This is a genomic window from Rhodococcus sp. LW-XY12 (assembly GCF_019317345.1).
GTDB classification, from domain to species: domain Bacteria; phylum Actinomycetota; class Actinomycetes; order Mycobacteriales; family Mycobacteriaceae; genus Rhodococcus; species Rhodococcus pyridinivorans.
In genome coordinates this window covers 2,408,208-2,434,478 of the sequence record NZ_CP079225.1, presented here as the reverse complement: position 1 = coordinate 2,434,478, position 26,271 = coordinate 2,408,208, and the positions used below count along the sequence as shown (strand labels likewise).

Below are 26,271 nucleotides of genomic sequence, written 5' to 3'. Positions count from 1 at the left end.
TCCTAGGCCTGCAGGCCGGGTTGCCCGGACAGGATCGTGAACGACGCCGCCGTCGACACCGGCGCGTCCGGTTCGGTGACCGTGTCGAGCACCCGGAAGTCGGCGTGCACGGCGTCCGGGGTGATCGTGGTACGCACGTAACCGCGCCGGTCGTTGTGGAACTTCAGGTGCGGGTTCGCCGGCATGTGGTCGACCTGCGTCGCGCCGGTTCCGTTGCCGTTCGACGTGATCGACGTGCACACCAGTTCCGAACCCACTACCGGCGCGTCGGGATCGGTGAAGTCGACCTTGATGTCGTTGGCCCAGTGCCGGTGCACGTCACCGGTGAGCACGACGGCGTTGCGTACCGGCGAATCCACCCAGCCCTGCGTGATCCGACGACGTGACGCCGCGTACCCGTCCCAGCCGTCCATACTCACCTCGTCGCCCTCAGGGCTCGGGTCCTTGTCCTGTTCGGCGAAGAACACCTGCTGACCGAGGAAGTCCCACTGCGCGGTGGAGGTGCGGAAACCGTCGAGCAGCCACTGTTCCTGTTCGGTTCCGGTGAGTGTTCGTGCCTCGTCGTGACGTTCGGCGACGTTCTTCTTCCACCCGTCGCCGGCGGCCTGGTCGTCGCGGTACTGACGGGTGTCGAGCATGTGGAAGTTGGCGAGATTCCCCCACTGGATCCGCCGGAAGATCTTCATGTCGTGCCCCCGCGGTGTCGACGAGGGTCGCAGCGGCATGTTCTCGTAGTAGGCCTGGAAGGCGGCGGCGCGGCGGGCGAGGAAGTTCTCGGTGGTCTCGTTGCTCTGAGCGGCGTCGGTGTTCTCCGGAATCGTTCCGGCCCAGTTGTTGTCGACCTCGTGGTCGTCCCACACCACCAGCCACGGTGCGATCGCGTGCGCGGCCTGCAGATCGGCGTCGGCCTTGTACTGGGCGTGACGTTGCCGGTAGTTCGCCAGGGTGACCGTCTCGGGTCCGTCGAGCGAGCGGACGAGACCGGTGTCGCTGGTGTAACCGCCGCTGGTGTACTCGTACAGGTAATCCCCTAGGTGCAGAACGAGATCAGGGTTGTCCTCCGTCATGCGCCGGTAGGCGGTGAACCAGCCGTGTTCGTACTGCGCGCAGCTCGCGAACGCCATCGTCAGAGCCGCCGCGGTCTCGGTGGCCGACGGTGTCGTCAGCGCCCGCCCCACCGCACTCATGTGGTCGCCGGTACGGAACCGGTAGAAGTACTCCCGGCCCGGACGCGGCCCGAACAGTTCGACGTGCACGGAGTGGGCGCTGTCGGGGACGGCTCGTTCCTCACCGCGTGCGACGACACGGGTCATCTTCTCGTCCTCCGCGACCTCCCACTGCACGGTGACGGGACGGTTCGGCATGCCGCCGAGTCCGTCCTCGGCGAGCGGGTCGAGCGCGAGGCGGGTCCAGATCACGAATCCGTCCGGCACCGGGTCGCCCGAGGCAACACCCAGCAGGAAGGGGTCGCCCTTCACTCCCGGCGCGTCGGCGCGCGCGTATCCGGTGACACCGACGGAGGTGGCTGCGGTGACGACAGTGATTCCGAGTCCGGCCGAAAGGAACGATCTACGTGACAAAGGCATGGCCACGGAAGGTAGTGGCCGAATCTCCTTCGCACGGACTACGTTACCGAACGTAGGAAGAACACTCGGAAACATTTGGGGATACGCCGACAGGGGTCGGCAGCACCGCATCGAGGTCTACGATGAGGAGGGGCCTCGAACGGAGGAGACTGTCATGGTTTTTCCCGCACTCACCCACGTCGCCGTCACCGTCTCGGATCTGGCTGCAAGCACGGCCTGGTACTCGAACCTCTTCGACGCCACACCGGTCCTCGACGAGGACGACGAATCGGGCACCTTCCACCACGCGGTCTTCGCACTCGACGGTGGCACGTTGTTCGGCCTGCACACCCACCCCGGTACGCCGGCGCAGGCGACTTTCGACGAACGGAACACCGGGCTCGACCACATCGCATTCGGTTGCACGGCGAGCGATCTCGAGAAGTGGCGCGATCGGCTCGACACCCTCGGAATTCCGCATGGAGACATCAAGAACGCCTCGTACGGTTCCGGGTTGTCGTTCCGCGATCCCGACAACATCGCGCTCGAATTCTTCGCGACGCCGAGCTGATCCACCCTGCACGCCTGGTGGAGTCAGCGCAAACGCGTGCCGTACAACATCATCTCCACGGACGGTAGATCGACGTCGCCCATCGAATGGCGTCCCTCAGTTGCTGCTCGCTCATCTCGAACACTTCGTCGATTTCCGGCTCCACCGGCTCGCACGGACAGTAGCCGTTGGCAGGTCCGGCGTAAGTGGAAATGACTGCCCCATTGTCGACCACGAACACCTCCGGGTAGACCTCGCATGCGAGTCGCCGGTTCGCCAGGACCCGGTGGGTGACCTTGACTTCGTACACTTCTCTCGAGATCGGTCAGCGGCTCGTTACTTCGGCTGTGGCCATAGCCCTGCTTCTGCTTATCTATTCGCCGCTATCCGTTCGATGGATCCGCCGATGCCTCGCGACGATGTCTCGGGCATGCGGCTCGTCCCCGAGTCGCACCGCGAGGGTCTTCTCTGCCAGCCCGGGTGGAAGTGCTGCAGAGAACTTCAATCCGGCCACAGCATTCGGCGCGACATGCGGGACCGTCCACACAGGATCGGTCAGGGCCGCGCGCACGTCGGCCGGCGTGATACCCGGGAGCAATCGCAGCGACTTCTCATCGACTCGCTGGCGGGGATCCACCAGTGTCGGAAGGGACGCCTGTAGCGTGCGGTTCGCGGCCGTTCCTGCCCAGGTCCACCAGCGGCCGGACCCTTCCGACGGCATCATCAGCACAGACGCTTCCGCGTCGATGGTGTCCGCGTAACCCTGACGCAGTTCCGCGAGCACCTGGTCTGCGCGTCGGGTGAGGGTCACGCCTGTAGGCGTGACGCCGAGGAGCACTGCACGCATCCCCTGCGTGACGTCGAAACTCACTCCGCTACCGGTGCCGGACCACTTCGCCTTGCCGCCGCCGTCTACAGGTTCGACGAAGCACCGTCGTCGTTGCCAATCGACGTGGGTCACCAGCCATGAGCGACCACCGAGCAACAACACGCGGGGTCCGTCGACCTTTTCGACGAGCAGGTCGGTACCCACGGTGCCGACCTCATTGCGGCCGGCCAGCACCGTGAACTCGGGCGGCGCGCTGAAGACGGCGGTCAGGTCGGAAAAGTACCGACGTCCGAACCGGCGCTCAGCCTCGGGACCGATGTGCAGGAAGCTCTCGTCCCGCTCGAAGAACCCCTCCGAGCAGAGAAACGCCATGATCTCGTCGGCGTGCTCGTCGAAGATGGGCAGGGACCCCCACCAGTCCCGCCAACTTTTCGCCCCGAGCCGGCGTTCCTGCAGGCACAGCGCCAACATCTGCTGGGCGGCGATGTGCCGAGGGGACGGTGGCGCAACGATCGGCTCAACCCAGCCGCGCGACCAGCATTCGAGCATGCCCAAGGTGAGCAGCACCTGCCCGTCGTCGATGCCAAGGAACAAACAGTTGCGGACAGTACCCGGGCGGCGTCCTGTGCGGCCGAGACGTTGCAGGAACGACGCGACGGTACGAGGTGAACCGATCTGGATGACGCGGTCGAGGTCACCGACGTCGATACCTAATTCGAGGGTGGAGGTCGCGACGATCACCGTGTCCCGAGCATCGGCGAAGGCCGCTTCGGATCGACGCCGTTCGGCCGCTGAGAGCGACGAGTGCGACAGGAAGGTCGTGGTCCCCCGTTCCCGCAGGGCCGCGCCGAGTTCTTCGGCGCGGCGCCTCGAGTCGACGAACACCAAGCGCTTTTCACCCTGATGCAGGGCGGCGATGACTCTGGCGGCATTGTCGATGGACCCGACGTAGTCGACGGTGATCTCGGGTGAGGAAGCCGCAGCGCCCACCGCGGGGTCGACGACTCGGCGAGGACGGCCGGGTGTCCCTCCCTGCAACCACTGCAGCAGTTCGTCGGGGTTGCCGACCGTTGCGGACAGGCCGATGCGCTGCAGCGGGCGGGCGGCGATACGTGCGAGTCGTTCGAGCACGGCGAGGAGGTGCCAGCCCCGGTCGTCGCCGGCGAACGCGTGCACCTCGTCGACGACGACGGCCCGTAATCCGGCGAACAGCACGCGCGGGTCGACCTTGGTGGACACCAGCATCGCCTCGAGGGATTCCGGTGTGGTGAGCAGAATGTCGGGGCGTTCGCGCACGATCCTCTGGCGCGCGGACTGACCGACGTCCCCGTGCCACACGGCGGCAGTGCGCCCCAGCCACTGGGCGTAGCTGTGAAGACGTGGTTGGAGGTTGTTGAGCAGCGCCCGCAGCGGGCACACGTACAGCACCGAGGTGCCCTGCCAATCGTGTTCGGCCATCGCCGAGAGCAACGGAAAAGCTGCGGCTTCGGTCTTGCCACCTGCGGTGGGGGCGAGTACGAGTGCGTCGTCACCGGCAAGGATAGGTTCGACTGCTGCTGCCTGGGTCGGGCGAAGGCCGTTCCAACGCAGGGTGTTCGCGAGGTGGTATTGGACACCTGGATGGAGGAGCTCGAACGACTCGGTCGGCATCAGGTCTTCTTCTTCGGCACCACACGCTTGGTCGCGCGTCGCGGAGCGCCCACCCGCGCCTTGCCGATGACCCTCTCCGCTTGGTCGCGCCAGCGGGGCTCGTCCACCCCATCACGGTCGTCTGTGGTGAACAGGACACCGTTGGAACCACCCGCTTCGGAAATCCCCTGCGCTGCGTACCACGCCCGCTTCTTTTCCCAAGCAGCCGCGTACGCGGGGTTGTCGAGCATGCCCAAGTGCTCCCAGTACACGGTGCGGCCGTCGGCGGTCGTGATGGTGAAGTCCGGGACGCGAGTGCGACCGTCGCCGCCTACGAGGGGTTGCTCATATACCCATGATCCCGGCGCGATGTCTTCGAGGATTCCGGCGATGATCAGTTCGTTCTTGCTGCGCACCAGGACACCGGTCTTACTGACGTGCACGAGACCTGCGTCCAATCGGCCCAGATCAGGTCCGCTCGAGGTGCGCACGCTCACCGGGTCGGGTGGAAGGGTGAGGTCCGTCATCCGACGGCCGGTGTCGGAACCGCTTGCGCGGGTCAAGTCGAGAAGTTCGTCGATTGGTCCCTCATGGCAGAGCACCACCCGGTCGGTCTGGCGGGTCAACGCCGTATACAGCAACTCGCGGGATACTCGACGAGCCCCCGCGGGGAGCATTACCACAACCAGACCGAACTCGGAGCCCTGCGCCTTGTGAACGGTGAGCGCCCATGCAAGTTCGACCGGTGCGTCCGTCTCGGAGGAGCCCATCGTCGTAGTGAATCGCCGGCCGAGCTGACTGGAGTACTCAACCTGTGTCTTCCACGGCGGATTCTTCATTGCTTTGGTCTTGATCTGCCCGATGACGACGCCGATCTCGCCGTTCGCGAGATACCCCTTCGATTCGCCCTCGGTCTTGGACCAGAACCACGCCCGCGACCTGTTGCGAGTGTTGACAACCTTGTCGCCCAACACGATTCGTTCCGGTCCAAGCGGCTCGGGTACGCTTCGACTCTTTCCCCACATTTGCGCCTTGTGGAGTTCGAAGCCGCGGTGCGTCTCCTTCAAATGCCGGTTCAGCCGGACAGTGCCGTAGGTGTAGTTTCGGAACGGCGAGAGAATCTGCCAACTCTCGATGTGGGCGGCAGCATCGAAGTAGTTCACATACGGCTCGACAGTAGCCCCGTACGACGCTGCAAACGAACGGCCGTCATCGTCCGTGCGCACACCGAGCTCGTCGGCGAGGACATCATCGATCACCTGCTCCGGGGACCGCCCCTCCCACGCGACCGCACGTAGAGATGGCATCTTGTCACCGCGGCGGATTCGTTCCCAGACGTCGTCGAAACCCTCCGGAATTTCGTCACCGGCGAACCACTTGGCCAACATCAGATCGTCGCGAACGTGCCCCTGCTGGCGGCGCAGCACAGTCAACTCCGCCCATCCAGGCGCGACCGCCGGCCAGCGTCCGTCGTGTCCGCCACGCGCCGCGCGTTCGAGATCGACGAATGGTCTTCCTTCACCGATCGGAGGAAGCTGACGCGGATCGCCCACCAGGATAAGACGGTCCGGCGGCACGAGAGCATCCATCAGCGCCGCAAGCATCGTCTCGGTGAGCATCGACGCCTCATCCACCACGACCAGGCCGTACTTAGCGCGGTTACCCGGATCACCCGTCACGCGGTACCGTCCGGTGTTCCCGTCATACCTATCGGTGCGGGCGAGGAACTGAGCCACGGTGACAGCATCGTGGTCGGCCTTCTTCGCTAGTTGCACGCGGGCTTTGCCGGTGGGTGCAACGAGCAGCACGCCTCGGTTTGCAACCGTCGGATGATGGATCAGGGCCTTGACGAGCGTCGTTTTGCCTGTGCCGGCGGGCCCATTGAGTACGGTAAAGCGCTCGGCGTACATCTCCCGTAGGGCCGCCGTCTTCTCGGTTCGGGCACGTCGTTCGAGTTCGATATCGCCCGGGTCGTGCTTGTCCAATGGGCCCAGCATGGCGTCGAGTGCCGTGTCGAGACCGCTCGGCACCACGTGGCGTGGCTGGGCGCGCAGCATGTCGGACATTTCTCGGATCGTCTCGCGCACCAACACGAGGGTGCGCAACTTGTAGGCGGCGCTGCCGTCTGCAAGGCGCGTTCCGGCGATCACCGGCCAGACTTCGTTGGGATCGTCATCGAAATTCTCGGGTTCGAGATCGTGGCCCTCGAGCACCTGGCGGGTCAGCGGTAGGGGCCGAACGAGCGCGCGTCGCTCGATTCGATCGAGCATGTCGGGCAGCGACACCACGGTGTCCCCCTCCGCGGCGGCGGTAGCAAGTTCCGACGCGAGCAAAGCCTCCACGCGACGTCCGTCGATAGGGTCATCAAGCACGTCGGTGACAGGAAGAGGATGCCGGGACAGAAGTTCCGGTGATCCGAAACAGCCCCGGTCGACGGTGTCGAAATCGATGGGCTGATCGTCGTCCAGGCTGCATGTGACCAGATAGTAGGGATTCTCGAGCAACTCGTCCCGTGTGAGCTCTACGGACGTCTGCTTGTCGAGTACCGCTGCGACCTGGTCGTGCGTCAGGTCGAAGCGGACCAGCAACCGAAGCGCGTCGCGATCGAGTTGCTCAGTCTTCCGCCAGATCTTGCGGCGGGTGTCGGTGAACAGTGCGTTCACCGCCCCCTGTAGGCGCTTGCCGTCGAGACCCGCACACAACGTCGTCCACGGGTCCTCACCGTCCGGCGTGGCCGCTGCGATCAGCCTCGCACTGTAGGTGGGATGCTCGAACCCGAGGCGTCCGAGAACTGCGGGCAGGCCGGGTGCGACTCCCCGGCGGTGCCATGCTGCGTTCATCTGGGCGTCGAGCCAATCGAACGACGTAGCGGGTACCGCACAACCGAGTTCACGTGCAGCCTCCGCTGCCGTGCGCAGCGTCATCAGCGCCGCGACGGCGCTGTCCGGCGAGACGTGCTCGGTGACATACGAGAACTCGCGATCGGTCTCCGGGGCCGGAGCCAGCGCAACGGAAACATCCACGCCCTGCGCGGACAGATGCGCGAGTTCCTGCATCGGCAGGAGAATGCCACCGGATCCGTCAGGACGCAGGGTATGGCGAAGGGTTGTCTCCCACATGTGGTTCGGGAATGCGGTGGGCCCGGTAGTGGGCCACCGGTCGGGTAACCGCACGTCATCGACGAGAGCAGCGCCGACCAAGAGACGCCCGGTGTCTTCGAACGGTGAGTGCCGCAAATAGAAGAAGACCAGCGACTGATTCGGAGTGACATGACGGAAGAATGTCTCGATGAGTGCCTTCTGGTTGTCGCCGTGCAGAACCCAGGTCATCCTGTCCGGGTTCTTGAACCCGATCGCTTCGAATGCCTGTTGTTCGGATTCGTCGCTGTAGCCGTCGATGCGCTCCTCGGCAAGCAGTCCGCCGGTATTGACCCGCGCCATCCAGTAGTAGGGAGTCGCGTGCACCGACCAGGCAGGCAACGTCAGCGCCGCTTCGGAGACACCCGCGAGCGCTGTGGTCCATCCGTAGGGGTGCTTCTTGGGGATGTGCACGGTGTGGGGACTCAGGAAGGTGACGCGCTCTTCGACACAGGGCGGAAGGGTTCCGACGACCTCGTGGAACGGCAGACCGGCAGCGGACTGTTCGAGCTTGTCGTTGCGGTTCTCGCCGATGTTGTTGAGTAGGACGCAACTGGTGTTGCGTGCCGGATCGCTACAAACGGCCCCGTTCCATCCGGAATCGTGCCACGGCACGCGGACGGACAGGTGCTGCACAACATTCCCCATCATTCCCCCTCTACAACTGCAGGTCGATATCGTCCGCCGATACGACCTCACGTTCGGCCTCCGACAACTCGGATGCCCCGATCTTGATCTCGTAATCGGTGTACGGGTCGAATTCCGGGTGCAGTTCGATCACGTCGAGCACGTCGACGAGTTTGCGCAGGAACAGCCTGGGCGCAATCCCGACACGACCACCGAGACTCCCCGCGACCGCACCAGCAAACCGGCGAAGGAACTCGTCGTCCGCGGTCGACCGCACCCGCTCCCCCGCGTCGATGCCGGAGCAGAATAACTCGCGCACACGACCACCGAGCTCGACGAGTCGGTCGAGGTCGAAGCCTGTCAGGCGCAACTGTGGGGCGCGCGGATTGTCGAAGCGCGGATCCCGGGAGAAGTCGGTGTGCAGCCGATCCGCCAGAGGCGGGAGCAGCTGGATGCCTTGCCGACCTTCGAAGAACGCCGGTGTGCCGGTGATCAGCAGGTACAGACCCGGAAAGTGTCCATCGTGGATCTCGTCGATCAACTGACGCAGCGCATTGAGCGCTTTCGCGCGGGCGTCCGAGCGCACCCGCTGCAGCGTTTCCACCTCGTCGAGCACTAGGAGCAGACCGGCGTTGCCGGCGTCGGCCAACACTGCGAGCAGGCCGCGGAGGAAGCCGAGCGCGAGGAAATGGTCGAGGTCGCCTTTGATGCCGGCGCGGCGCTTGACCGATGCTGCGACATGCGGTTGGCCGCCGAGCCAGGCGACCAGCCCGTCGGCGCCGTCGTTGTCCCCTTCTGCCACCATCCGGCGGTAGGCCCGAATCGCCATGGGAAACACCGGTGCTCGCGCGGCGACGTCCGCGAGGCGACGTTCGAGGAGATCGTCGACGCTCACACCCTGCTGGGTGGCGTCGTCTTCGATGGTGAACAGCCACGCATCGAGGATCGGACGCAGCGCGGACGGCGGAATCGAGGCAGTGCGCAGGGATTCGATGCTGCGCCGGTACACGGTTTCGAGCTTGTGCAGTGGCGTGTCGATCTCGTTGATCTGCACTTCCGCGACGGCGAAACCGCGTTTGGTGGCGCGATCGGCGAGCCAGCGGGCGAAGAACGTCTTGCCGGAGCCGTAGTCGCCGCGCACGGCCTTGAACATCGCTCCCCCGCCGGCGACCACCTCGAGCTCGGCGTCGAGTTCGGATTCGAACCGACCGAGTCCGACGGCGAGCTGGTCGAGACCGTTCGCGGGGACGGTGCCGCGGCGCAGCGCGTCGAGGATTTCCCGTCGCCGCCGCGGCGACACCGCCGCGCTCACGATGCGATCCCGAACTGTTCGCGCAACGCTGCTTCGTCGAGTCCGACGACACCACTGTCGAGCAGCAATACCTCGTAGCCTTCGACGTCCAGAACCCGCTTGATCTGCAGCAACGCGCCTCCGACTCGGCTCGGGGCCAGTCCGAGGAGAGCCGCGGCATGGGCGGTGGTCAGTTCCCGCGCGGGTGCCGCAAGCAGTGCCGCCAGCAGCGCGCGGATCTGGTCGGGACGCACCACGATCCGGCCCGCCAGCCGGATCTGATCGGCAAAGACCGTGGTGGCGAGCACCTGATCGGCCGCATCCCCACCGGCGTCGGCAACGAGGGGTTCTTCGCTGTCGAAGAGGGTGGGTGCCGCCTGCTTCGCTGCCGGCGCGGGGCGCACCTGGGGGGCATCGACCTGGACGGGGCTGTGCCACCAGTGTGGCTCGACAGGGCCGAGTGCGGTGAGCGGGTCGGGACGCACTCCGGTGTGCAGGGCGAGCACCGGCACCACGACCTCCGCAGGGCTGGCTCCGCCGTGGTAGCCGGCGTTGACGGGTCCGTAACGGATGGTGTCGTCGACCGCGAGCACGACCGCGCCGCTGTCGGTGAGCACCCGCGGCCCCCGCACCACGATTTCGCCGTCCTCCACTCGGTCGAGGTCACCGTGTGCGCGCTGCCCGTACACGGTGACGCGGTTGCGTTTGACGGAGGTGCGGCGCTCGATGATGTGCCCGTGGTCGGAGGTGATGATCACCGCGCGACCTGCTCGCTGGGCGGCCTGCAGCAGTGGGCGCAGGTGGGTGACGGTGTCGATGCCCCAGTCGGTTCCACCGGGGTCGGTGTGGTGGAGGGTGTCGTCGACGAAGTTCAGCACCGTAGCCACCAGCGGGCGGCCGGTGGTGTCGGCGATGGCATTGGCGACGTCGGTGGCCAGATCCGCGCCGGCGGGCACGGTGTCGAGTGCCTTCTTGTGGAAGATCGGGTCGATGCGCCCCGGTGCCGCTTCCAACTTCGCGCCCCGCAGGAGCTCGAGGAATCCGGTGCGTTCGGCGGCGTCGTTTCCTTCCCGCAGGTCGCCGGACAACAGTGAACAGCGGCTCCGTTGCGTGAGGGTGGGCAGGACGGCAAGTGCGCCCGTTCGCCGGGAGGAGCCGAGGACACCTGCCTCCATCCAGCCGGTTTCTGCGGCGGCCGCGGCAAGTTCCGTTGCGGCCGCGACCGACAGCGCGTCGACCACGATCAGCAGCGTGGGTGTCGACTTGGACAGGGGCAGCACCACGGTGGGCAGCAACTGCTCGACGAGTACGCCGGTGGGGTGCGGCGTGTCGGCGAGGGCGGCTGCAAACCGACGATCGCAGTCGCGACGGCGCGCGATAACCAAAGCGATGACCTGGGTAATCGCTTCAGCGAGAGGCCGATGATCCGAACCACGGTGCGCGGTCACGAGGGCGGCGTCAACCCAGCCGTCGACATCGATGTACCGGCGGGTGAGCGTGTCGAGCCCACCTGCGGTGGGGGTGTCGACGGTGAGCCACCGTAGTAACCGCACGGCCGCTTCGGCAGCTCGGCAGGACGTGGAGGTGCGCGCCGACATGTGCTGCAGGACCTGCTGCCATGCCAGTTCAACGCCGTCGATGCCGCCCTGCTTCGGTCCGTGGGAAGCGTCGGCGGGCAGGGATACCTCGATGGCCGTCGCCAGCTCGTCGAGGCGAGCGGTGAGTCCCTGGGGAAGAAGTTCGGACCGCGCGGCGAGATGTTCGATGTTCAACTCACGCACGTGCACGGCTGCGGATTCGAGGACCGCCCGCCGTTCCCGTTCGACGAGAGTGCCGACGACGAGCCCGGCGGTGTCGTCGTGCCAGGCTTCGAGGTCCTCGATGTCGAGGCGACGGAGCCCGTACTCGCCGAGGAACAGTCCCCGCTCGAGGGTGCTGGCGGGGTCGGCGACCAGCCCGGCGAGAAGTCCGAGTGGCACCAACTCGGTGATCCGCTGGGATTGCAGCAGCGCCGCCACAGGCTTGCCGAGTCTTCCCGCTCGTTCGGCGAGCCACTCCGCGACGGCCTTCATCACCTCCGGGCCACCGTCTACGCGGAGGCGAGCGAGGTTGTCGGTCAGGTCGGAACGACGGCTCCATTCGAGGATCGCCAGGGTGTCGATCTCGGTGGCGGGATCGTCGGTGATCGCGAGAACACCGCGCGCGAGGGTGGACATCACGTGCGTGCGGGTGAGCACACCACCCGGCGCGGGGGTGATCGCGGCGGTGGGGATCGCCGCGAGCAATCCGAGCGCCAATGCCCGGTCGTTGGGTACGCGGTAGAGGGCGGGTTCGATGGTGGTGGCGGCGAATGTCGAGCGCAGCGCGTCCCACGGGTCGGGGCTGAGGAGCCGGCCGTCGATGAGGTGGGCCAGCACCCCGTCACCGAGGTCCTTGTCGTCCACGGGGGTGAGGATGACGAGCCACTGATCGTCGGCGCGGGATTCGAGGGCTTCCCACACCGCCAGGGTGGACGGGCACGGCACGACAGTCACCGGTGTTCCGTCGTGGTGAAAGGTGCCGCCGTCCCAAGCGGGCGCGGCGCGTATCCCGAGAACACCGCCCTTGTAACGCTTTTCGACGGCCTTCGCGAGCTTGGCGGTGATGATCGGGCGGGTGACGGCGAGGGTGTTCACTCCACCCACCAGCTCACATGCAGGCGTCTGCCGTGCTTCTTATGGGCGGCGCGCAGTCGTTTGGTGACGGACTCGATGTCGGCGATGTCGTCGAGGGTCACCTCGTCGGGGTCCGTAACGACCTCGTCATCAGAGGTGTCGTCGTCGACTTCGTCGCCAGCGTCGTCAACGGGATCGTCGTCGACGCGTTCGCTCACCACCCACTCGACCACGCGGGTCTCGGTGCGGTTGAGTTCGTCGGCCAGGGAGACGCCGGGGGTGGTGATCAGCTCCTCGAGCTTCTTCACGATCACCCGCGCAGATTCTCCGCGCTCACCGCCGGTTTCGGCACCGGCAAGCAATGCTCCGATCAGTCTCCACTGGAAGCCCCGCAGTGCTGCGGCGTCATGCGCGGCTTCGGTCCGCATCCGCCCGGCGGATTCCGCGGAGCCCGGCACAGGCGTGGTGGCGAGCAGGTCGATGAGCGCGACGTTGCCGCCGGTAGCGGCGAGTGCGTCGAGGTAAGCGACGAGCGACCGCGCGACACTGATGCGGTCGGTGTCGGTGACGTCCAGCTTCAGGGCGCGGTGGGCGTCGGCGAGCCGGTCGACGAGCTGCCGCAGGTCTGAGGTCTTCTCCCCCGCCCTGGCTCGCACCTGTTGTGCGAAGTCGGCGACGTTCGCGCCGGTGAGGAAGGTACGCGGGATGGTGTAGCCGAGCAGGTAAGTGGCGGTGGTACGGGCGGCGTCCCATGCTGCCTGCTCGGGTAGTTCCTCGGCGCGCAGTTCGATGCTTTCTCGCATCCGGCCGAGGGGCGGTGCCGGAACGGGCGCGCCCGCCTCGAACCAGGCGCGTTTCCGCAGCAACGCCCATGCAGCGACGATCAGGTCGCGGGCTTCGGGACGCAGACCCCATGCGGGGCTGACGGCGTCGATGCGATGTTGGAGTGCGCCGACGGTGACGCGGTCCGCTTCGGCGGCCGCGCGGTCGAGTTCACCGGCCCAGTAGGCGAAGGTGTCTTCCCCGAACAGGAAGTGGTCTTCGGTGGCCTTGCCCACCTTCAGCGGCGCGGCGATGCGCTGCGCAACCTTGCGTTCGGCGCCGGCGGTAGGTACCCGACCCTGACGATCCGCGACCGCCTCCTCGACGAAACCACGCACGATCTCGTAGTGGCGAGTGGTGACCTCGTCATCCGGGCTCGGGTACTGCGGATGATTCGGGTATAGCGCCCCGAATGCCTGGTCGACGACCTTGTCGAAGGCGTCCCGCAGGTTCAGCGCAGTGGGCAGTTTCGGGCTGAAGTCCTTGCTGAGCGAGACGAGGATCTCGGTGTGGCCGGGGTCGTCGACGAAGTATTTCGGGTCGGGCGCTTCGATACCGTAAGCCTGCTCGAGGAGTCGTTGGAAGGCGTTGAGCGTTCCCCGGTAGAGGTTTTCGAGGATGCCTCGGGCCTGCGCCCGGTCGGCGGGCGACAGGTGATCGGTGTTCTCCTGCCAGCGGTCTCCGGTGCCGCCGAACAGCCAGTCGAGCTTGACGAGCAGCGCGAGGTCTTGTCTGGCTTCGTCGGAGAAGAACTTCGGCAGCCACACGATGGTGTGCCGGTCGCCGCCCGCGAGGAGTCGGTCGATGCGGGCGATGTCGTCGGCCGCGGAGAACTCTCCCTCGTCGAAGGGGTAGTCGACGACGAGCCGCCACGTGCCGGGCCGGTTGTCGAAGTTCTGTTCGGGCACCGACGAGGCGTCGCGGACGTTGCCGAACACCACATCCACTTCGCGGCGGGAACCGCGCCAGATGACGGTGCGGGTGGCGCCGCCGGCGAGGTCGTCCTGTTTGGTGTCGACACCGAGCGCCTGGTGGACGAGGGTGCGGATGAGCACCTTGCGCTTGCCGGTGTTGTCTTCGCCGCGGATGCGTTCGAGGACGGAGTTGTAGTCGACGTTGGACAGCTGCACCCGGATGATCGGGTTGGTGCCCTCGGAGACGGTGATCTCGGGGACGTCTTTGGACCATTCGCGCACCACGCCGAGGACGACGCGGGCTTCGCCGCCCTTCATGCGGGTCTTGATGGAGCCGTGGTTGAGCGCGGCGAGCCGGGACGCGGTGATGTCGCGCAGCGCAGGGACCTTCGGGGCGATCGCAGACAGCAGCAGGGTCTTGGCGATACGGTCGTGGGCGCGGAACCCGGCGGGCACCGAATCGGGGTCGGTGTCGAGCTGCTCCTGGGTCACCTGATGGCGGGTGAGCAGCAGCGGCAGCAGCTTGTCGTGGTAGAGGGAGTCGGCCGCCTTGAACAGGGTGGACGCGACACCGTCGATGGGTTCATCGCCGTCGACGATGGGACCGAAGGCGTCGCCGACGGGGATGAGGTCGGCGGTGGTGAGAGTGTCGCGGCGTTCGACGAGCATGCGCTGCATCACCTTCAGCGCGGTGCGGTCGCGTTGCATCACCGAGGCGAGTTCGCGCAGCGTGGCCACCAGCGCCGGGGAGAACGGGTAGGTGAGCCGGAATTCCTGTTCGGAGGCGCCGCGATGCTCCTCGGTGGTGTTCATCGAATCGCGCAGCACGTCCCATACGTCGGGGCTGCGGGTGACGGAGCGGAACGCATCGTCGAGGGTTTGCTTGGCCTCGGCGTTCTTCGGTTGCAGCAGACGGATGTTGGCGACTTCGGCGAGGTTGTCGTTGCCGAGTTCGATGGTGCGGAATCGGCCCTGCTGGTATTGCAGGGCGCGGTCGGTGGCGTCCTGCTCGGCGCCGGAGGCACCCGCGTCGGCCAGCCACTTGCGCAGGTCCATCTGCCGGGAGATGAAGGAGACCAGCGGGATGGGGCGTGGGTTACCGGAACCTTCGACGAGTTTAGTGATCTTCTGCGATTCGCGGCTGAAGATCTCGTTGTTGCGCACGTAGAAGATCAGCCAGAGGATCAGTTCGTCGAGGAATAGCACCACGGCGTCGTAGCCGAGTTCTCTGGCGTGCTCGGAGATGACGCTCAGGCCGCGGTCGAGGTCGACGTATTCGGCTTGCTCGAGGAACGACGTGAAGTAGTTGCGCACCAGTGCGGAGACGAGTTCCTTGCGCTCCTCGCTCTCCGCGGGGGCGACGAGTCCGGCCCGGTACCGCTCGAGGGTCCAACTGTCGGACACCAGTCCGCCCCACGCGTCGTCGCCGTCCGCGCTGTCGCCGCCGAGTCCGGAGAGGAACCGCTCATCACCCATCTTTTCGCGCAGGTGCTCGGCGTCGGCGAGGAGGGTGTCGGACACGTGCAGAGCGGGCAGCGGCGCTTCGGGGTGGAGGCGGCGGATCTGGTCGACGTAGCCGCGGAAGATCGCTTCTTCCATCGACTTGGTGCCGAGGAAGTGGTAGGTGAGGCTGAGGATCTTCTTGCCGGCGATGTTGGCGTCGTAGCGGTCGGTGAGATCGCGGAATCGTTCGGTGCGCAGGGCTGGGTGATTGCAGAGGAGGGCGTAGAGCAGCGCCATGAAGTGCGATTTACCGGAGCCGAACGCCCCGGCGAGGTAGGCGCCGCGGGAGGTGTTCTTGGTGATCGCGTCGGAGATGAGAGAGATCGCGGCCGCGAAGTTGTCTTTGAGCGAGTCGGTGAGCACGTAGGAGTCGACGGTGGCGCGGATGTGTGCGTCGTTGTCGGTGCTGTCGGTCAAGCGCAGCACGTAGTCGTCGGCGCCAACCCGTTCAGGAATGTCGATGACGTCCCGCAGCAGAATGCTCACGCTTACTCCGCCCCTCCTTCATGATTCTCGAGACAGCGGCCGTGGTGGAGATCGCTGTGAAGTTCATCCTGCCAAAGAACGGCGACGTTACCGGGCACCACCCACGCGCGCGGCGGATCGGTGACGCCGCCACATCCTCGACAGTGGGCGCGCGGCGGACCCGGATCCGGCGGCTCCCCAGTTCGCGCGACACGAACATGCGTTCGAGGTTGACGCTCCCCACCACACGTGGGACCATCCCAGCACCGGCCTAAATACAGGTCGACCCCGGCTGGTGCGGGAACACCGAACCGGGGTCTGGGCACACGACAGATAGGACTGTCATGCACCGTAGGGTGGAGTCTATCCACACGCCCCCAGGGCGCAATTCTCATGGTTCGGCATTCGACGCCGACCTCCTCATTCTCACCCCGCCTGGGTTCTCACTGACGTCCTGACCTAGCGAGCCTCTCGACCTTTCCGGTCGAGGGGCTCGAGGTGTTTCGCTGCGACGTGTGCGCGGGCCGTTCCGGTAGCCGCGGCATGTCGGGCACTCGTCGCTCATCTCCCGAGGTCCGACGTCAGCGCTTCGACGCTGCGCGCAGGGGTGCCATTCCCCTGCGTGAAACCGACTGGGCGCCAGTATCCTTCGTCTCCATTCTGGCGGTGGAGCACCCGATCGTGAGGGTCGACACGAACGACCGGGTCCAGCACAAGCCGCACGTCACTTCCGACGTGGGGCCAGAAGTGCTGGCCGAGATGGTCTATCGGGGCATGGTGACCGGGCAGCGTTGGGGAAGGGGCCGAAGGCAATACAGGGACCCGTAGGGTCTCCGATCGGTTGGGCGCAGCCGCCTGCAGGGCGTCCATATACATTCACCTCTCGACAACAACGAGAGCCCGCAGGCAAGACCCGACCCGGTCGTCCACCCAAAGCGAGCTTGTATCGATCACGTACGCCCCACACGTTGCACACCGTCGTAAAGCCAGTATCCGGCCCGACAAGCCGTTGCGATCTCGCGGTGTGCGTCCGCTTGGCATTGTTGGCGAACTGATCCGCCGCCGTACTAGCGGTCCCCCCATAACCGCGCCGGATCACTCCTCCCGTCTCGGAACCCTATCGCTGCCGCCGAGATGAGTGCCTCCTGCAGAGGTTTTGATTGATTGCCGGAACCATGTGAAATACTCGCGCGCATGGCACGAAAGCCGAGATGGTGGCATGTCCTCCAAGACTCGAAGAATGAAGTCCGTTTGGCGGTTGACCTCTATAACCGATCCGGCGTAGAACGACAGCTAGAAGCGTTCATCGTGCACATGTCGATGGGATGGCTCAAGCTCCTCCAGGCACACTTCGAGCAAGCCGCCAAGGATATCTACATCCGAAACAATCGCGGGCACCGTGTGCGGCATGATGACGGCGGATTCAAACATCGCAGTCTGCGTGACCTTAGCAATGAGTTCTTTGACCCCAACGACCCGCGAAAGGCGAATCTGGAGTTCTTTACTGGGCTACGAAACCAAATCGAGCATCGATACGAGCGCGACATTGCAGCTCTCATCGCTGGCCGCACACAAGCGTACCTTCTGAACTACGAGCAGACGGTGGTCGAATTATTCGGTGAGGATGAAGGTCTCGCCGACGAGCTCCGGTTTCCGCTGTTTCTCTCGTCGATCACCGGTGACGCCGTCGCCTCCATCAAGAAGGTGCGTGAGCGCGTGCCGAGGGGTGTAGTCGAGTGGGTTCAGGATTTCGATACAGCCATTGAGGCGGGGATCGCCGAAGACCAGCGGTACGACTTCAAGGTCTACCTCATTCCCCATACTGGAACGAAGACAGAAGCCGATGCTGCCATGACCTTCGTCCGGTACGACGAGCTTACCGACGACGAGCGCGCGGTAGTCGAAAGGGTTCAGACCGTCATCCGAGACAGAAAGGTTCCTGTCAGTGGGGCGGACGAGTATCTACCCGGACAGGTCGTTGAGCAGGTTGACGCTCAGATTGACAGACCTTTCACGCTGCACATGCACACACAGGCGTGGCGATACTTCGGGGTTCGGCTTCCAAACGGCGAAGACCCTTACAAGACGAAGTCGCAATTTTGCTACATGAATGAGCTGGTAGGGAAGCACGTTTATACGCCCGCATGGGTGAAGTACCTTGTACGCAAGCTGTCCGATAATGACGTGTATGACGCAGTCGCGAGTTGGAAACCGGACAGTCAGGTTTAGGCATCATCTGCCGCTGTTGGGCATTGGTGAGGACGCATAGGAAGCTGGGTGCCGGTGTTCACGCCTGCTGATAAACCTACTACGCCGTCTTAATGGTGCGACGACCACGGGTTGGTGCTGCGGGCCGCCAAACAGCGAGATCCTCGGCAGTGGTACCGACGTCGGCGCTGTGAGCGCGCAAAGCCTCCTCAATAGTGGCCGCGACGGACTCGCCGTACTCCGGGTCGATCTCGCCGTGCCACTGCCGCACCCACGGCAGGAGTTCGGCCATGCCGGCCAGCATCGGAGTCAGCTTCTCGGGACTCGCCTGGTCCCAGCCGTCGGTAACGATGCGTTCATCTACGAGGCCGGCGAGTGCGAGGGCCTGCTCGGCATGATCCCAACCCGCCCAGCCGAGCAGCACCGTCGGGTCGGTGTCGCGGTTCGCGTTCGGGTAGGAGATGAACCGTTCCTTGGGCACATCGAGTTTGCCGCGCCGCGACCAGTACGAAGTCTTCAGGAAATCGGCGGGCTTGTACTTCGGCGGCACCGGGATCGGACCGTCGAGCTTCTCCCCTGCGTCTTCACGACGCTGCAGGTCCCACGTGTGCTCCCACGCTTCTCGTTTGATGAGACCGGACGGCTTGTACCGCAGCGCCGCTAGATAGGGAACACCCTCTTCATCGAGGAGCTTGACCAGTGCCGACGAGGTGGACACCTCATTGCTGCCGGCCCACAACCGCAGTACCTGACGGAAGTCGTCGTCGCGGTCGAGTCGGTCGGCGAGTTGTGCGACGCTGCGCGGTGTTGGGTGGTCACCTTCGAACCACAGGTCGCGGTTCTCGACGCGATCCAGCAGCCAGTCGCGCAGCGCTTCGGTGACGCGCTTGTCCCACGGCTCAATCGCCCATCGTCGCTTGTGCTCCGGCTTCTCCAATAGCCGGATGCTCGGATTCGAGGCGATCACATCAAGGCGTCGCTGCACGAGGTCGCGGTATTCGGCGGGCAGGTGCGACGGGATTTCGGTGATTGGTGTGGATCTGTGCCGTTCGAACCACGCGGTGTGCTCACCGGATTCGACGGCACGCGCGAGAGCAATCTCGAACCCGCGCTCCCCCAGCGCGATTCCGGGCAGTTCACCGGAGTAGGTGAGGTCCTCGTCGATGAGGCCATATAGCTGGTAGCACTCCCAATCGAGTTCCTCCTGGTGCGCGATCATCAGCGCGCGAATCCGCTCGGACTCGGTGCGCGCCCGTTCTAACACTTCGGCGGTAGGTACGCCGTTCGCGGCGACAGCGGTCGGGGTATGGGCGGCGAGTTCCTGCGCCAAAGCGTCAAGACTCCGAGCGCGCTCCAACGGGTAAGAATTCGGGAGGGGGAAGTCCTTCAGCGTGGTTCCGTTGAACTGGAACCGGTCCGACCACGCAGTCGTACTGATTCGGGCCCCTTCAGTGCCGACAGGATCCCCGCCCTTATTGAAACAGTTCTGTTTGAGCCAGAAGCACGCCACCGAGCTGTTCAGCACTCCGAGTAACCGCAGGTGATCGTCCTCGCTCGCCCCCTCCGGCAACTTGATCACCGGCGCGGTCCTGTTGAACACCTTCCCGTCGCGGTCCAGGACGAAATGGTTGTGCGTCGCGACTTCTGCGAAGGTGATGGAGGAAACAGACGTGCCTTTGTCCTCAGGTAGCTGATGCCACTCATACCAGGGACGTCCGTCCTTAAAATAGGTGCCGCCACCAAATGTCGCACGATTACCCATTTCAGTGCGGTACGGCCACAGGCGCTGCCCCATCAGCCTGTACGCGAGAAGTGGCTGCAACTCACGTGTCTTCGAGTACGGGAAGAAGGCGGCGAATCCTGGTTCGACGGCGAAGTCGCGAACCTCATCGCCCTGAACTAGTGGCGCGTAGCCAGAGTCGACGTAGCGATCGCTTGCAGCGAGCTCGCGTGGGAGGGTCAACGCGTCGTCAGCACCCATGACACCGAAAAAGCCAATGCGCTTCACGAGGTCGCCTAATCTACGTGAAGTCGCGCTGGCAACGGCTTCAAGAAGTTCGACAGCGCCGCCACCGGACAAACTCCACGGATGTACCCGCAGGAGGGCTCGATCAAGGTCCGCGACGCTGATCCAGCCATTATCGAACCTGGGGTCGTCGACGTGCTGGACAATCGCCGACCACACGATTCCCTTGGCGGGATCGTTCGGGCGCCCCGGCTCACCGCGAACCCCCAGTACTGCCCGCACCGTCTCCCCCACCGGTGTCCGGTTACGTCCTACAAGGATCACCGTTGGCGTGCCGTGCCCGGGGATATACGCACCAGATGTGTCGATGACCCTACGAAGATCACGGGTGCTCAGGAATTCCTCGATCAGTTTGGAACCGAACTCCCGCTTCATGAAGGAGTTGGAGGTGATCTGCCCGACCCATCCCGGTTTACCGTTCGAATCGCTCTTGGCGAGATCGAAGAACAGTTCCATGAATGGCACCGTCAACGCGTACTTCCGATGACACGTCGAGTAGAGGTCACGGTACGTCTGGTTGAGCGCCTTGTCCTTGACCGTGATGTACGGCGGATTACCCACCACCACATCGTGTTCTCGCTGGAGAATCGCTTTGAGCGCGACCGCGTTCTCCGTCGCGTACGCCATCTGCTCAGCACCGGTCGACCACAGGTCATCCGTGAGGGCCTGCTGCCGCGCACCCCACAGCAACGAGTCACCGGCCGCGAGGTTGAGTTCGATGTCGATAAGCTTTTCGATCGACTTGTCCCCACTCGCCCCTAATGCGGCGACCATCAACCGGAACCGCGCAATCGCTACCGCGAACGGGTTGATGTCCACGCCGAACACCGACGCCAGCGCCTTCTGTACCAGCACGCGACGGCCGAGTGCGGGCGCCTCGTTCTCCCACCGTTCCAGCAACCGATGGAACGCACCGAGCAGGAAGTGGCCGGACCCGCAGGTCGGGTCGATCACCGTAAAGCCTTCGAGTGGGCGCTCCTTCAGCGCCGGTGTCATCGTCTGATCGAGGATGAACTCCTCCACGAACTCCGGGGTCTGCAGCAGCGCATAGGTCTTCTTCGCGAACTCCGACAGATCCTGATAGACGTCACCCAGGAAGCGGGTGTCGACACCGGCGAAGCTCCACAGCGGGTCACCGGATGCGTCCTTGTCCCACCAGAATTCGAGAAGACTGCGCGCCGCGTCACCCGAGGGGGCCACCTGGTGCATCGGCGAGTAGCTGTCGACCAGCCCGCGGGTGGCTTCCATCTTCGCGAAATGCGCGACGATCGTTTCGAGCCACTCGCGGTCGGTGTGCTCCGGGAACTCGGTGAAATACGCGCGCCGCGCGTCGAGGGCCTGCTGGCGCGCATCCGCGTCCGGCCCGCCGATCCACGCCTTCGACACCAGTGCGTGGTCTTCGCAGTAGCGCGCGAACACCGTCAACAGCACCCACGCAACCGCAGCCTGCGTCACCCGTTCGTCGCGCCACGCCTGCCACGACGCGGCCGTCCGCTGGGCCTGCAGCGCGGCGGTGTACTCGGCTCGCCACCGCTGCTCCACCCCGGGCTGGCGGGTGTCAACATCCGCACCGTCGACGCGCGCACGCAGATCGTCCTCGAGGACGGTGACCTGCTTGCGCAGCGCCTTCACCAATTCGGTCGCGGAAAAGTCCGTCATCACACCTTCTCGCTCTCCACGATCCCGGTCTTCCAAACCGGATACACAACGAACTGTCCACCGGGTGAACCCAACTGGATCGGCTGACCATCCACCAACGCGCCTCGCTGCCCGCGCATCTGCGGCAACACCACCCATACCGGGCGGCGACGTGGTGCCGACAGGTCGGCCAGCCGGGCCAAGACATCGAGGTAGCCGTAGCGGGCCAGCGGCGACACCTCGGTGAGCACCAGCGACCTCGGCTGCGCGGCGTCGCCGAACACTCGCTCCTCGAGGCCGGCGCAGACGCCCGGCATCACCTGCTCGAGCACCGCGCGCAGACCCCGCGCATCCTTGCTTCCCGCCGCCGCAGCATCCGCGCTGCGCACGAGATCCCACGGCACACCCCGCTCGGACGAGAAGGTCCGCATCGCGTCGATGATCGCTCCGGTGACGTCGAGGACCTCACCCTGGTGCGTCTCGACGAGTTCCCGGGCGACGACCCGGTGGTCGCCGGGCCGATGCACGGGCACTCCGAACACCAGGAAGCCGTTCTCGGCCACGGAGCGCGCCACCAGTGAGTTCCGCGCCGTGCCACCCTCACCGGTCGCAGTGGACACGACGGGTCCGGCGGGCGGGCCGGTGTGCGTGGCGGTGCGGGTGTGCAGGGAGGTTTCGCTCGGCGGTGCGGCCTGCTCGTAGCGGTAGGCGGTGCCGTCCCAGGTGAGGCCGAGTCCGGCACGGTCGAGGTGTGCGTCGAGCGCAGGCCGGGCAGGGAGCCGGTCGAGCTCCGGGAAGCGTGCGGCGACCCGTGCCCGGATCTCCGTCGGCGACAACGCCTCGGTCTGGGCGAGTCCGGCAAGGGCGATGCGCAGCGCATCGGACGGGCCGAGGCTGCGGCTGTGCAGCTCACCACGACCGGAGACGGCGGCGAATCGGGAGATCGCTGCTGCCAAGCGCACCAGGCGCCCGTCCGGTGGCAGCGGCACCGGCACGTCCGGTCCGGCCGCGGCTGTGTAGGCGCGGGCGAACGCGCCGCGCAGCTCGCGTGCCGCGGTACCCATCGGAACCACCTGGGACATCGGGGTGGCGACGATGAGGTCGTCGGCGCGACGGCCCGCGGCTTCGGCTCCGGCGAGCAGAAGTTCGTCGTCGGCGACCAACGCGAGGCGCCCACCGTGACGGCGGCGCACCCACCGTCGGGTTCCCTCGGCGGTTTCGTGCTCGGTGAGGCGATCCAGAGCGAGACGCAACAGCCCGGCGGCAGCACGCTCCGCGAGACGCGGGGCCAGGGCGTCGGTGGTAGCGGCCGGAGCCTGGGGCAGCCGGGCGCGGATCTCGGCGGTGAGGGTGGAGATCGCTACTACCCCACCGGAATCGCGGAGGACCTGGTCGGCGACGTCGATGAGTTCGTCGAGCAACTCCCGAGTCGCCGGGTTCTCCGCCCAATCGGACTGCAGTTCCTTGAGAAGCTGGTTTCCTCGGGGACCACTCTTCTTCAACGCCGACGCCAGTTCGTTGCCGGACGCGAACGCATCGAGAGTGCCGGCGACACCGAGGAGCAGTTCCGCTGCGCTGCGGCGGGTACTGGCCCTACCGGTGCCCACCGCCGACACCAACAGGGCGACGGCGTCGTCGAGGCCAAGCAGGCCCTGCTGATCCTGGGGCTTTGCTGCGGATCGGCCGAGTTCTTTGACCCACGTGCGATGCCGGTCGCGGATCTCGGTGCGGGTGGCTTTTGCTTCCTTGGCGACCAGACGGTTGAGTCGGGTGGAATCGAGCACCAATAACTCGCCGACCGTGGTGACCTGCGCCGCGGCAAGAGCAGACACGGCCCGTGCGCTCAGCCCGGCGGCAGCAAGGGAGGTGCCGGCGACGACCTCGACCGCGCGAGTGGTCTTGTCTGCCTTCGCGGGAGCGGCATCGAGGTCGGTGAACACCCGGCGCCAGTCGCGGAGCATCTCCTCGGCCGTATCCGGGCGGGTCGCGACGTCGCGGGACAGCGCCGAGGTGAAGTAGGCGGTGAGACCTGCCGCGACGGGCGTCTCGAACATGGAGGGGTCGACGGTGACGTCGTCCTGCACGGTGGCCGGGTTCGCCTGTGAGTCCGGTCCGCACTGCGGGGCGCCGCCGGTCGCCATCTCGAACAGGACGACAGCAGCGCCGTAGCGTTCGGCGGCGGTGTCGTACTGGTTACGTCCACCGGTACCGAGAAACGGGTCGAGATAGGGCGGGGTTCCGGCGTCGGTGTGGCGCAGATCGACCCCGGCCATCGAGAAGTCGAATAAGCGAAGATGCGCGTCGGCTCGCGAGCTGGACTGGTGCACACCGAGGTTCGACGGCTTGAGGTCGCGGTGCACCACCCCGGCACGCTCGAGGGCAACGAGCGCCTGCAGCAGATCGGTACCCCAGCGTTCGAGCAGATCGATCGACAGCCGCCCGCCCTTGGCGGCCAGTTCCTCTGCGAGGGTGGTGCGTCCCGCGTAGTGCACGACGAGAGCCGCGCGGCCGCCGACGTTCTCCTCGGAGGCCAGTTGCACGATGCGAGGATCGTCGAGTTTGCCGAGCACCTGCGCCTCGGCGTGGAGGCGAGTGGCGGCCTCGTCGTCGCGGGCGACCTTGAGGACCCGCTCGTGGTCGCCCGCCTTGCGGTCCACGACAAGGATGCCGACGGCGGTCGACCCTGCTCCCAGGCGCCGCTTGTAGACGAAGCGGCCGTCGCCGAGTTCGTCGCCGGGTTTCGCGTCGAGCGGATCGGTTTCCCCCTCGGCGCGGAACAGATCCGAGCGCACCGCCTCGAGTCGCTCGAGGAAGTCGGCGACAGAAGAGATCCGTTCTGCGGGACGGGGGTCGGTGGCGTCGAGCACGAGTTGCCGCAGGATCGAGGGGACCTGCGGCAGCTCTACCGCCAGGTCGAGACCGCCGTCGCGGCGCAATCGGTCGAGCAGTTCGCCTCGTTCCGTTGCCGGTGACTGCCCGCCGGTGAGCAGGTAGAACGCGAGCGCACCGAGTCCGAAGACGTCCATCCGGGCCGGATCGGCGGGGTTCACGCCCTCGGGAGCGGTGAACAGCCGAGCCTGGTCGCTCAGGCTGCCGGCCATGAGGCTCAGCGGTCCCGCGGACAGGCGGGTGACTCCGGTTTCCGCGTTGGCGGGCAGCACACCCGCGGTGTCCCAGTCGGTCACCTGCGGTTGCGGGCCGGTCTTGCGGTCGCGGACCACGATCGCCCGGGGGTTGAGGGTGCGGTGCACCACGCGGTGCCGATGCGCGTAGTGGACGATCTCGGCGATCTCGGTGAGCGCTGCGAGTTGCCGCTCGAGCGTCATCTCTCCGTGGTGGTCCGCGAGCCACAGGTCCAGGCGGACGTCGCTCTCGGATGTCGGGAACACCAGGCCGATGCCGAGTTCCTTGTCCTTGACCACGTCGACGGGCACCTGCAGGCCGTCGTGCTTGAGCCGCGACAACAGCTTGTACTCGTGCTCCACACCGCGCGCCCGGGCGTGCTCCTCCGCGGACGTCGCCCCAGGCTTGGGCAGGTAGAAGCGGATGCGAGCGGCACGTTCCATGTCGACGTGATGGAAGGCGGGCCAATCCTGCCAGCCCTCACCGTCGCCGAGCGGCTGATCGTCGATCACCCAGGAACCGACCTCGCGCTGGCGGCGGGGTGCAAGTCCGATCGCAGCCATGAGATCGCGGATCAGCAGCGACTTCTCTTCGGACACCGGTTCGTGCTTCGAGGGTGCGAGGAGCCGTTCGCTGATCCCGGGGAGATAGCTGCGGTGTTCGTTGCCGTCGATGCCGTACAGATTGATCGCGGAGCTGGCGGGCAGCATGCACTTCAGGTCGGGGTGGTGCAGATACACCAGTTCCTGCACGTACGGGATCCACTTCTTGGCGGTCCTGTCGCCGGTTTTCTCGACGAGCCGATCCTTGAGAAGCGACGAGAAATACTGCGCCTTCTTGCGGGCAAGCAGCAGCGGTGAATCCTCGGACCGATAGTTTCCGCGGCTCCACACGTGGTCGTTGCCGCGCAGCGTCCCGCTGTAATACTTCAGCTCGATCAAGTACAGGGTGTCACGAGCAAGGACCAGCAGGTCCACCTCGTGCCAGCGGCCGCGGTTGTCGCGGAACTCGAAGTTCGACCACGCCCGGAACGGCGGGGCGTCGGGAAGGATCTCCTTGATCCGTTCGAGCCCTTCACGTTCATGGTCGAACGGGGAAGGGCTGACCTCGACCCACCGGTCACTGTGCACCGGGCTCCCCCTCTTCCATCCGATCGTTCACGTCCGTCACAACTTACCCGGACGGGTCATCCTGCTCAGGATCGGCAACACGGGCCCAGGCGTTACGGTCGGATTCGAGGGCGGTCGACGATAGGTGTAGTCGTCCCGGGCGCCGGACGATGCCGTGGCC

General features: G+C 65.7%; 11 protein-coding genes. 2 read left to right on the top strand and 9 right to left on the bottom strand.

Annotation, left to right across the window (positions count from 1 at the left end):
* Positions 1–2: 2 nt before the first annotated feature.
* Positions 3–1,586, bottom strand: a complete 1,584-nt coding sequence (locus tag KXC42_RS11415) for an alkaline phosphatase (protein WP_219130355.1) — start codon at positions 1,584–1,586, stop codon at positions 3–5.
* Between the two features lie 154 nt (positions 1,587–1,740).
* On the opposite strand from KXC42_RS11415, the gene KXC42_RS11410 reads away from it, so the two are divergent.
* The gene (locus tag KXC42_RS11410; protein ID WP_219130354.1) at positions 1,741–2,136 is read left to right on the top strand and encodes a VOC family protein; all 396 of its coding nucleotides are present in this window, start codon (positions 1,741–1,743) and stop codon (positions 2,134–2,136) included.
* 49 nt (positions 2,137–2,185) lie between these two features.
* Here the strand turns inward: KXC42_RS11410 and KXC42_RS11405 are convergent, their stop codons facing one another.
* The 6 genes from KXC42_RS11405 to KXC42_RS11380 form a co-directional block, all read right to left on the bottom strand.
* Positions 2,186–2,425, bottom strand: a complete 240-nt coding sequence (locus KXC42_RS11405; protein WP_219130353.1) for a hypothetical protein — start codon at positions 2,423–2,425, stop codon at positions 2,186–2,188.
* Positions 2,426–2,488: 63 nt separating this feature from the next.
* Positions 2,489–4,594 carry a DEAD/DEAH box helicase gene (locus KXC42_RS11400; RefSeq protein WP_219130352.1) on the bottom strand — a complete coding sequence of 702 codons (2,106 nt, stop codon included), beginning with the start codon at positions 4,592–4,594 and terminating at the stop codon, positions 2,489–2,491.
* A complete protein-coding gene (locus KXC42_RS11395; protein ID WP_219130351.1) occupies positions 4,594–8,346 on the bottom strand; it encodes an AAA family ATPase in 3,753 nt (1,250 codons plus the stop codon). Before KXC42_RS11395 ends, KXC42_RS11400 begins: the two co-directional genes overlap by 1 nt.
* A 22-nt stretch (positions 8,347–8,368) precedes the next feature.
* Positions 8,369–9,649 (bottom strand): BREX system ATP-binding protein BrxD, encoded by a 1,281-nt coding sequence (gene brxD / locus KXC42_RS11390; RefSeq protein ID WP_197483208.1) that lies wholly within the window; start codon positions 9,647–9,649, stop codon positions 8,369–8,371.
* The gene (gene pglZ, locus KXC42_RS11385; protein WP_219130350.1) at positions 9,646–12,303 is read right to left on the bottom strand and encodes a BREX-2 system phosphatase PglZ; all 2,658 of its coding nucleotides are present in this window, start codon (positions 12,301–12,303) and stop codon (positions 9,646–9,648) included. The genes brxD and pglZ overlap by 4 nt, the downstream gene beginning before the upstream one ends.
* Positions 12,300–16,007 (bottom strand): DUF6079 family protein, encoded by a 3,708-nt coding sequence (locus tag KXC42_RS11380; protein ID WP_219130349.1) that lies wholly within the window; start codon positions 16,005–16,007, stop codon positions 12,300–12,302. The genes pglZ and KXC42_RS11380 overlap by 4 nt, the downstream gene beginning before the upstream one ends.
* Before the next feature lie 1,173 nt (positions 16,008–17,180).
* Here KXC42_RS11380 and KXC42_RS11375 point away from each other — a divergent pair.
* Positions 17,181–18,215, top strand: coding sequence for a DUF3644 domain-containing protein (locus KXC42_RS11375; protein ID WP_081005261.1), 1,035 nt, complete (start codon positions 17,181–17,183; stop codon positions 18,213–18,215).
* 79 nt (positions 18,216–18,294) lie between these two features.
* Here the strand turns inward: KXC42_RS11375 and pglX are convergent, their stop codons facing one another.
* The gene (pglX, locus tag KXC42_RS11370) at positions 18,295–21,879 is read right to left on the bottom strand and encodes a BREX-2 system adenine-specific DNA-methyltransferase PglX (RefSeq protein ID WP_219130348.1); all 3,585 of its coding nucleotides are present in this window, start codon (positions 21,877–21,879) and stop codon (positions 18,295–18,297) included.
* Positions 21,879–26,111 carry a BREX system serine/threonine kinase PglW gene (gene pglW, locus KXC42_RS11365; protein ID WP_219130347.1) on the bottom strand — a complete coding sequence of 1,411 codons (4,233 nt, stop codon included), beginning with the start codon at positions 26,109–26,111 and terminating at the stop codon, positions 21,879–21,881. Before pglW ends, pglX begins: the two co-directional genes overlap by 1 nt.
* Positions 26,112–26,271: the final 160 nt, after the last annotated feature.